Raw genomic sequence first — 8,963 nt, 5'->3', positions numbered from 1 at the left:
CGGACCGGAGGACTCCGGCCGGTTCGCCGTCACGGGACCGGAGGACTCCGGCCGGTTCGCCGTCACGGGACCGGAGGACTCCGGCCGGTTCGCCGTGACGGGACCGGAGGATTCGGGCCGGTTCGCCGCCACTGGATCGGAGGATTCGGGCCGGTTCGCCGTGACGGGACCGGAGGATTCGGGCCGGTTCGCCGCCACTGGATCGGAGCCCGCGAGGTTCGGGGAGGGCGATTCGGGGCGCTTCGCCGCAGTGCCGCCGCTCGGGGACGCCCGGTCGGAGACGGAGGGATACCGGGCGAGCCGCTCGCGCCGGGCCGAGGCGGATCCGGACGCCTCCGGGGAACTGCCCACCGACCGTCCGGGCCGACGCGCCGCCCGGGAATCGAGGGGGGCCCGCGACGCGCTGTCGACGTCGGGGGTCGACGCCCTGGCCGGGGCGGGACCCGTCGAGCGGACCGTGGAACCGCCCCACCCGGCCCCGCTGGGCGGGTATCCGATCGTCGCGCCCGGGCGGGCGGCCGAGCCCACGAACCCGGCGGAGAAGCCGGTCGACGAGCCCGCCCGGCCGGTCGAGACCCCGAACGCGCTGGAGATGCCGACCGGGCTGATGCCGCCGATCGCGCCCCGTGCCGACCTCCCGCCGGGGGAGCTGCCGGCGTACCCGCCGGTGGTCGCGCCGCAACCGGGACCGCCGGCGGGCGACGGGGTCTACCGGACCCGGCGGCCGGCGTTGGCCGCGCTCTTCACCCTGCTGGTCGTGGTGTTCGAGGTGCCCGCGATGCAGGTGCTGTTCAGCGGCGTGACCGGCGACCCGGTCTCGGCCGCCGACATCGTGGTGGGGATCTTCCTGGTCTGCGGCCTGCCGATCTTCGCGATCGGCCTGTACGGGCTGCGCACCGGCGGGCTGTCGCTGGCGGAGGGGAGCCGGGGCTGGCTGCGCCCGCCGACGGCGTACCTGACCGTCGGCCTGGTGCTCTTCGTCGCCGCCGCCCTCGCCGTCGGCTGACCCTCGACCGGCGCGTCTGGTGCCGGAAATGAGCGATCCGACCCCTTCCTCGCACCCGAGGCGTCGGGGGCGGGGAAGGGGCGTACACTGGTCGACTGGCGACCGCCTCGCGCGGTCGACCTCGCGCGCCCTCTCCACGAGCCGTCGTGGGGCGACGGCCTCCCTGGTCCCGATCTTGGTCGGGCCCGCCATGGCCGCCGACCGGGCGCCAGGACGCCCGGCCGCCTGGCCGGGCGGGACAACCAGGGACCACGAGGAGTACCCCACCATGGCCGTCGTGACCATGCGTCAGCTGCTGGAGAGCGGTGTCCACTTCGGGCACCAGACCCGGCGCTGGAACCCGAAGATGAAGCGCTTCATCTTCACCGAGCGCAACGGTATCTACATCATCGACCTGCGCCAGACCCTCGACTACATCGAGAAGGCCTACGAGTTCGTGCGCGGGACCGTCGCCGAGGGTGGCAGCATCCTCTTCGTCGGCACCAAGAAGCAGGCCCAGGAAGCCATCGCCGAGCAGGCGACCCGGGTCGGTCAGCCGTACGTCAACCACCGCTGGCTCGGTGGCATGCTGACCAACTTCCAGACGGTCTACAAGCGGCTCCAGCGGATGAAGGAGCTGGAGGCCCTGGGTGACCTGAGCGGCACCGCCGCCGGGTACACCAAGAAGGAGACCCTGCAGCTCTCCCGCGAGAAGATCAAGCTGACCCGCACCCTCGGCGGTCTGCGGGACATGCAGAAGCTCCCGGCCGCGATCTGGGTGGTCGACACCAAGAAGGAGCACATCGCCGTCGACGAGGCCCGCAAGCTGGGCATCCCGGTGATCGCGGTGCTCGACACCAACTGCGACCCGGACGAGGTCGATTTCCCGATCCCGGGCAACGACGACGCGATCCGCTCGGCCGAGCTGCTGACCAGGGTCGTGGCCGCCGCCGTCGCCGACGGCCTGATCGCCCGTTCCGGCCGTCGTCGCGGCAGCGACGAGAAGCCGGAGCCGGGCGTCGCCTCCGACGAGCCGCTGGCCGAGTGGGAGCGCGAGCTGCTCGAGGAGCCGAAGAAGGCCGACGAGCAGGCCCCGCAGGCCGAGCAGGCCGAGCAGGCCCCGCAGGCCGAGCCGGCCCAGCCGGTCGAGCAGCCGGCGACCGCCGCCGCGGAGTGACCGCACCGCCGCTTCCCCGCCGCCCGTTCTCCCGGGCGGCGGGGAGCGGCAGGTACGCCGGGCACGTCGCGCCCGGATCCGGGTAACCGGCACCAGGACCAACCCACCCGCAGTCTCAACACCGAAGAGAGAGCCATGTCCAACTTCACCGCCGCGGACGTCAAGAAGCTCCGCGACCTCACCGGCGCCGGCATGATGGACTGCAAGAAGGCGCTGACCGAGGCCGAGGGCGACTTCGACAAGGCCGTCGAGATCCTGCGCGTCAAGGGCGCCAAGGACGTCGGCAAGCGGGCCGGCCGTACGGCCGCCAACGGTCTGATCGCCCACTCCGGCAAGGCGCTGCTCGAGCTCAACTGCGAGACCGACTTCGTCGCCAAGACCGACGCCTTCATCGAGCTGGCCCAGCAGCTGGTGGAGCACGGCGAGCGCAGCGGCGTCGGCACCGCCGAGGAGCTGCTCGCCACCGAGCTGGACGGCAAGACCGTCGCCGACCTGGTGCAGGAGCAGTCCGCCAAGATCGGCGAGAAGCTCGTCCTCAACCGGTTCGCCAAGCTCGACGGCACCACCGCCGTCTACCTGCACCGCAAGAGCCAGGACCTGCCCCCGGCGGTCGGCGTGCTGGTGCAGTACACGAGCACGGCCGGCGACGAGGCGTCCGACTCGGACGCCCGGGGCGTGGCGATGCAGATCGCCGCCATGCGGCCGAAGTACCTCACCCGGGACGAGGTGCCGGCCGACGTCGTCGAGTCCGAGCGGCGCATCGCCGAGCAGACCGCCCGCGAGGAGAACAAGCCCGAGGCGGCCCTGCCGAAGATCGTCGAGGGTCGGGTGAACGCGTTCTTCAAGGACTACGTCCTGCTCGAGCAGGCGTCGGTCGCCGACAACAAGAAGTCGGTGAAGCAGCTGCTGGCCGAGGCCGGCATCGAGGTCACCCGCTTCGTGCGGTTCGAGGTCGGCCAGGCCTGAGCCGCCCCGGGCGCTTCGCGCGCCGCGGGCAGGGAAACGTCGACGAGGAGGCCGCCGGTGTACGTGACAGGCACCGCGGCCTCCTCGTCACATAGGGTCGGCTACGGCAGTTTCGCGGTACGGGGCGTACGGGACGTGCGCATGGGGAAGGGCGGGGCGGATGACGCAGGTTGTGAGTGACCGGAGTCTGGCGGCGGACGATCCGACGGCGCCACCCCCCGGTCGGGCCCGCCGGGTGGTGCTGAAGCTCTCCGGTGAGGTGTTCGGCGGGGGCGCGATCGGGGTCGACCCGGACGTCGTGCAGGCCATCGCCCGGCAGATCGCCACCGTGGTCCGCCGCGGCGTGCAGGTCTCGGTGGTGGTCGGCGGCGGCAACTTCTTCCGGGGCGCCGAGCTGCAGAAGCGCGGCATGGACCGGGCCCGGGCCGACTACATGGGCATGCTCGGCACCGTGATGAACTGCCTCGCGTTGCAGGACTTCCTGGAGAAGGAGGGCATCGAGACGCGCGTGCAGAGCGCGATCACGATGGCCCAGGTCGCCGAGCCGTACATCCCGCTGCGCGCCATCCGGCACCTGGAGAAGGGCCGCGTGGTGATCTTCGGCGCGGGCGCCGGCATGCCGTACTTCTCCACCGACACCGTGGCCGCCCAGCGGGCCCTGGAGATCCGCGCCGACGTGGTGCTGATGAGCAAGAACGGCGTGGACGGCGTCTACACCGCCGACCCGCGGGTCGACCCGACCGCCAGCAAGTTCGACTCGATCACCTTCTCCGAGGTGCTACGGCGCAACCTGCGGGTCGCCGACGCCGCCGCGTTCAGCCTGTGCATGGAGAACGGCCTGCCGATGCTGGTCTTCGGCGCGCAGGGCGACGACACCATCATCCGGGCCGTGGGTGGCGACAAGATCGGCACCCTGATCACCGCCTGAGCGGTCGCGTGACCCCGACCTCAGCGGTCCCTCCGACACGACAAGCCCACGACGAGCACAGAAGGAGGCGAGGAGACCGGTGATCGACGACACCCTCCTCGAGGCCGAGGAAAAGATGGAGCGTGCCATCGAGCACGCCAAGGAGGAGTTCGGCGCGATCCGCACCGGTCGCGCCAACGCCGCCATGTTCTCCAAGATCATCATCGACTACTACGGCAGCCCCACCCCGCTGCCCCAGATGGCGTCCATCGGGGTGCCCGAGCCGCGCATGGTGATCATCAAGCCGTACGACAACTCGCAGATCAACGCCATGGAGAAGGCGATCCGCGACTCCGACCTCGGCGCCAACCCGAACAACGAGGGCAACCAGCTCCGCATCCTGCTGCCGCAGATGACCGAGGAGCGCCGCCGAGAGATGATCAAGGTCGCCCGGCACAAGGGTGAGGAGGCCAAGGTGGCCATCCGCAACATCCGCCGCAAGGGCAAGGAGGAGCTGGACCGGCTCGTCAAGGACGGCGAGGTCGGCGAGGACGACGGCCGCCGCGCCGAGAAGGAACTCGACGACCTGACCCAGCGCTTCGTCGCCGCCGTCGACGACCTGGTCAAGCACAAGGAGAACGAGCTTCTCGAGGTGTGAGCCGTACGCCGGCCTCCACCGGCGACGACGGCATCGTGGCACCGGCGCTCCGCCGTCCGCTCCCGGGCGGCGGGGCCCGGTGCCACCGTCGTCGAGGAGGGCGGCGCGGGGCCGGTCCGACGTGAGGGATCGGTGGGTGCAGTAGGCTCGGCAGGATTCCCGGCCACCCTGCGGTGAACGGTGGGGATCGGCCGGCCGTCGGGCGGGTCAACCGGACGGAACAGTCGCGCGGGTAGGGGAATGGTTGTGGTTGTGCGTCATCTGATGGATCTCGTGCCGGTCCCGCTCGGTGCGTGATGGCCCACCTCGATCCCCACGGCAGCGCCGAGCCCCGCGGCTGGGACCGCCCCGACGCCCCCACTTCCGCACCGGGGCCCGGCCTCCCCTGGCCGGAGCCCGAGATCGATCCGGGTCAGTGGCACCGCGGTCCCGCCGTTCTCCCCGACGCGTACGCCGAGGCGCCGGCCCACCCCCGCCCGCCCGCCGACGTGGTGGCCGGCGGTGACCCGGCCGCGATGAACGGCCACCGCGGCCAGCCCGACGACTCCGAGTACCCGACCACCCAGCTCGAACCGGTCCGGGACGTCGAGCCGGAGCCCGAGCCCGCGCGGCCGCTGGGCCGCCGACAGCGCGGCCGGCGCCGGGCCGGCATCGACCGGCCCGCGACCCAGCAGCCCGTCCCGAGCCGGGCCGGGCGCAACCTGCCGGCGGCCATCGCCGTCGGCGTGGGTCTCGGCGCCCTGATCGTGGTGCCGCTGTTCTTCTACCCGCCTGCCTTCCTGGTGGTGGTGGCCGCGGCGGTCGGCGTCGGCATCTGGGAGATGGCCCGGGCGGTCCGCCGCAGCGGCGCCCATCCGCCGCTGGTGCCGCTGGTTGCCGGCGGGGTGCTCACCGTCGGGCTGGCCTGGTTCTCCGGCCCCGACGCGCTCAGCCTCGGCCTGCTGGTGACCGTGCTGGGCACCATGGTGTGGCGGCTCGGCGACGGGCCGGGCGGCTTCCAGCGGGACCTGACCGCCGCCACCCTCATCGCCGTGTACGTGCCGTTCCTCGGCGGGTTCGCCGCGCTGCTGGCGGCGGTGCCCGAGGACGGCGAGTTGCGGGTGCTGGTGACGCTGGCCGCGGTGGTCCTCTCCGACACCGGCGGGTACGCGGCCGGCGTCAGCTTCGGCAAGCACCCGATGGCCCCCTCGGTGAGCCCGAAGAAGTCCTGGGAGGGCTTCGCCGGCTCGGTCACCGCCGCGGCGCTGGGCAGCGCCCTGCTGCTCTGGCTGCTCCTCGACGTGGCCCCGTGGTGGGGCGCGCTCTTCGGGCTGGCCGTCTCCGGCGCCGCCGTCCTCGGTGACCTCGCCGAGTCGATGATCAAGCGGGACCTCGGGGTGAAGGACATGAGCAACCTGCTCCCGGGGCACGGCGGCCTGATGGACCGGTTGGACTCGATCCTCTTCGCGCTGCCGACCGCGTACCTGCTCCTGGCGGTCTTCGTCCCGGTGCTGGAGTGAGGCGTGAATCACCCGTCGTCAGCGGTTCCGCCCGGGCGGCGGGGGGCGATTCGGCACCTCCGGACGGGTGTGTCGGCCATCCGGCGTGACAGACTGGACGCGCCATGACGAGCCTGCCCCTGATTCCCGCAGACCCCGACGCCCCCGGGCGGCGGCCCGCGATGCCTCCCCGTCACCTCGCCGATCTCGACCTCGCCGGCCGCCGGGCCCTGGTCACCGAGCTGGGGGAGCCGGCGTTCCGCGCCAAGCAAATCTCCACCCACTACTTCGGCCGGCTGGTGCGCGATCCGGGGCAGATGACCGACCTGCCGGCCGCCACCCGGGAGAAGCTCGCCGACCGGCTCCTGCCCCGGCTGCTCACCCCGGTCCGCGAGCTGGCCTGCGACGACGGCGCGACCCGCAAGGCGCTCTGGCGGCTGCACGACGGCTCGCTGGTGGAGAGCGTGCTGATGGGCTACCCGGACCGCGTCACCGTCTGCATCTCCAGCCAGGCCGGCTGCGGCATGGCCTGCCCGTTCTGCGCCACCGGCCAGGCCGGGCTGACCCGCAACCTCTCCACCGCCGAGATCGTCGACCAGGCGGTCTACCTGGCCGGCGTGGCCGCCTCCGGAGCGGTGGCGGGTTCGCCGCCGCGCCTGTCGCACGTGGTCTTCATGGGCATGGGCGAGCCGCTGGCCAACTACTCCCGGGTGGTCGCGGCGATCCGTCGGCTGGTCGCCCCGGCGCCCGAGGGGCTCGGGCTGTCGCAGCGCCACATCACGGTCTCCACGGTGGGGCTGGTCCCGGCCATCCGCCGACTGGCCAGCGAAGACCTCTCGGTGACCCTTGCGCTGTCGCTGCACGCCCCCGATGATGAGCTGCGCGACGAACTCGTGCCGGTCAACCAGCGCTGGAAGGTGTCCGAGGTGCTGGACGCGGCGTGGGACTACGCGGCCCGCACGGGGCGTCGCGTGTCGATCGAGTACGCGATGATCAGGGACGTGAACGACCAGCCGTGGAGAGCCGATCTGCTCGGGCGGCTGCTGGCCGGGAAGCTGACCCACGTGAACCTCATCCCCCTCAACCCGACTCCGGGCAGCCGTTGGGACGCCAGCCCGAAGCCGGTCGAGCGCGAGTTCGTCCGGCGGCTGCGCGAGGCCGGGGTGTCGACGACCGTGCGGGACACCCGGGGTCGCGAGATCGACGGAGCGTGTGGGCAGCTCGCCGCCGCCGAGGACATGGACACCGACACCGACCGGACCGGGGAGAAGGCGTGACCGGGCGTAGCGAACGAGACCAGGAGACATAGTGGCGAGTCAGGGTCAGCGTTTCCGGCGTAAGGCGCTCCGCCGGGGATACAAGGTCGACGAGGTCGACGCCTTCCTGGACCGGGTCGAGGCGACGCTCGACGGCCGGCCGGTGGGTGCCCCCGTCGCCTCCCAGGAGGTCCACGACGTCGTCTTCCGGGTCCGCTTCAACGGCTACGACGAGTGGCAGGTCGACCTGCACCTCGACCGGGTCGAGCGGCAGCTGGCCGAGCTGGAGGAGCGCGGTGGCGCCGGCGGCCGCGGCGGCGACCCCCGGGACGCCGACCGCCTCGGCCCCCCCGACCGCCTCGGCCCCCCCGACCGGATGGGTCCCCCCGACCGCATGGGTCCGCCGGACCGGATGGGTCCCCCCGACCGGATGGGTCCCCCCGACCGGATGGGTCCGCCGGACCGCATGGGCCCGCCCGACCGCATGGGCCCGCCGATGCGCGACGACCGCGGCATGTCGCCGGTCCCGCAGCCGATGCCGCCCCGGGCGATGCCGGCGCAGGCCGGCCCGCCCGCCGACCGCTACGGCCGCCACGACGAGCCCACCGGCGCCTTCGCCGGTGGTTACGACGCCCCCCGGGGCGGCTACGAGCCGCCGCGCGGCCCGGGCGGCCCCGGCCCGATGGGCCCGGGCGCCCCGATGGGCCACGGCGCTCCGCCGCCGCGCGGCCTGCCCGCCGGCCCCGGTGGCTACGGCGACGGCCCGGGCAAGTACGGCGACGGCCCGGGTGGCTACGGCGACGGCCCCGGCGGCTACGGCGACAGTCCGGGCAAGTACGGCGACGGCCCGGGTGGCTACGGCGACGGCCCGGGCAAGTACGGCGACGGCCCGGGTGGCTACGGCGACGGCCCGGGCAAGTACGGCGACGGCCCGGGTGGCTACAGCGACGGCCCCGGCAACTACGGCGACCGCCCCGGCGGCTACGGCGACGGCCCCGGCAACTACGACGGCCCCGGTGGCTACGGCGACGAGCCGCGCTTCGACGGGTTCGAGGCCGGCCGGCGGGCCCGCGCCGACATGACCGCCGAGATCCGGATGCCCGAGCGGGAGCTGCGTGAGCTGCGGGGCCGGGGCCCGGCCGGGCCGCCCCCGCAGCCGCAGCAGGGCTTCGGCGGCCCACCGAACGCCGGCCCGCCGGTGGGAGGTCCGCCGGTCGGAGGTCCGCCGGTGGGTGGCCCGCCGCCGATGGCCGGCCCCCCGATGGCCGGCCCGCCCGGCAGCGACCTCTACCGCGTCGACCAGATCCGTCGCAGCTTCCAGGTGCGCCGGTTCGGCAGCGGGTACGACCCGGACCAGGTCGACCGGTTCTTCGACACCCTGCTGGGCGGCATGCAGGGGCGCAACCCGATGCCGGTGAACCCGAAGGAGCTGGACACGCTGCGCTTCGGGCTGGTGCCCGGCGGCTACTTCGAGGCCGAGGTCGACGCCGCGCTCAAGGACGTGCAGGACATCCTGTTCGGCCGCTGATCCGCGTA

General features: G+C 73.4%; 8 protein-coding genes. All 8 read left to right on the top strand.

All coding sequences use genetic code 11. The features are described 5' to 3' along the window. The first annotated feature begins 94 nt into the window (after positions 1 to 94). Positions 95 to 1,006, top strand: coding sequence for a hypothetical protein (locus AB0G13_RS10995; protein WP_357872186.1), 912 nt, complete (start codon positions 95 to 97; stop codon positions 1,004 to 1,006). Positions 1,007 to 1,274: 268 nt separating this feature from the next. Next, positions 1,275 to 2,162, top strand: a complete 888-nt coding sequence (gene rpsB / locus AB0G13_RS10990) for a 30S ribosomal protein S2 (RefSeq protein WP_357872105.1) — start codon at positions 1,275 to 1,277, stop codon at positions 2,160 to 2,162. A 135-nt stretch (positions 2,163 to 2,297) separates the two neighbouring features. After that, on the top strand, positions 2,298 to 3,128 hold the full coding sequence (tsf, locus tag AB0G13_RS10985) for a translation elongation factor Ts (protein ID WP_121396087.1): 831 nt from the start codon (positions 2,298 to 2,300) through the stop codon (positions 3,126 to 3,128). A gap of 160 nt (positions 3,129 to 3,288) precedes the next feature. Next, positions 3,289 to 4,056 carry a UMP kinase gene (pyrH, locus tag AB0G13_RS10980; RefSeq protein WP_091096741.1) on the top strand — a complete coding sequence of 256 codons (768 nt, stop codon included), beginning with the start codon at positions 3,289 to 3,291 and terminating at the stop codon, positions 4,054 to 4,056. A 79-nt stretch (positions 4,057 to 4,135) separates the two neighbouring features. Continuing rightward, positions 4,136 to 4,693 carry a ribosome recycling factor gene (gene frr, locus AB0G13_RS10975; protein WP_089001534.1) on the top strand — a complete coding sequence of 186 codons (558 nt, stop codon included), beginning with the start codon at positions 4,136 to 4,138 and terminating at the stop codon, positions 4,691 to 4,693. Positions 4,694 to 4,989: 296 nt separating this feature from the next. Beyond that, positions 4,990 to 6,192, top strand: coding sequence for a phosphatidate cytidylyltransferase (locus tag AB0G13_RS10970; protein WP_357872183.1), 1,203 nt, complete (start codon positions 4,990 to 4,992; stop codon positions 6,190 to 6,192). A gap of 104 nt (positions 6,193 to 6,296) precedes the next feature. Next, entirely contained in the window at positions 6,297 to 7,448 is a 1,152-nt protein-coding gene (rlmN, locus tag AB0G13_RS10965) for a 23S rRNA (adenine(2503)-C(2))-methyltransferase RlmN (protein WP_357872101.1), read from the top strand. 31 nt (positions 7,449 to 7,479) lie between these two features. Continuing rightward, positions 7,480 to 8,955 carry a DivIVA domain-containing protein gene (locus tag AB0G13_RS10960; protein WP_357872098.1) on the top strand — a complete coding sequence of 492 codons (1,476 nt, stop codon included), beginning with the start codon at positions 7,480 to 7,482 and terminating at the stop codon, positions 8,953 to 8,955. Positions 8,956 to 8,963: the final 8 nt, after the last annotated feature.

Source organism: Micromonospora sp. NPDC023633 (assembly GCF_040640035.1).
Taxonomy (GTDB): domain Bacteria; phylum Actinomycetota; class Actinomycetes; order Mycobacteriales; family Micromonosporaceae; genus Micromonospora.
Note: the sequence above shows the minus strand (reverse complement) of the source record. Positions and strands in the feature narration are given on the sequence as shown.

What these genes read in the sequence shown, in the direction of transcription:
- tsf (WP_121396087.1), top strand. Translation starts at nt 2,298, where the DNA reads ATGTCCAACTTCACCGCCGCGGACGTCAAGAAGCTCCGCGACCTCACC.
- rpsB (WP_357872105.1), top strand. Translation starts at nt 1,275, where the DNA reads ATGGCCGTCGTGACCATGCGTCAGCTGCTGGAGAGCGGTGTCCACTTC.
- pyrH (WP_091096741.1), top strand. Translation starts at nt 3,289, where the DNA reads ATGACGCAGGTTGTGAGTGACCGGAGTCTGGCGGCGGACGATCCGACG.
- rlmN (WP_357872101.1), top strand. Translation starts at nt 6,297, where the DNA reads ATGACGAGCCTGCCCCTGATTCCCGCAGACCCCGACGCCCCCGGGCGG.
- AB0G13_RS10970 (WP_357872183.1), top strand. Translation starts at nt 4,990, where the DNA reads ATGGCCCACCTCGATCCCCACGGCAGCGCCGAGCCCCGCGGCTGGGAC.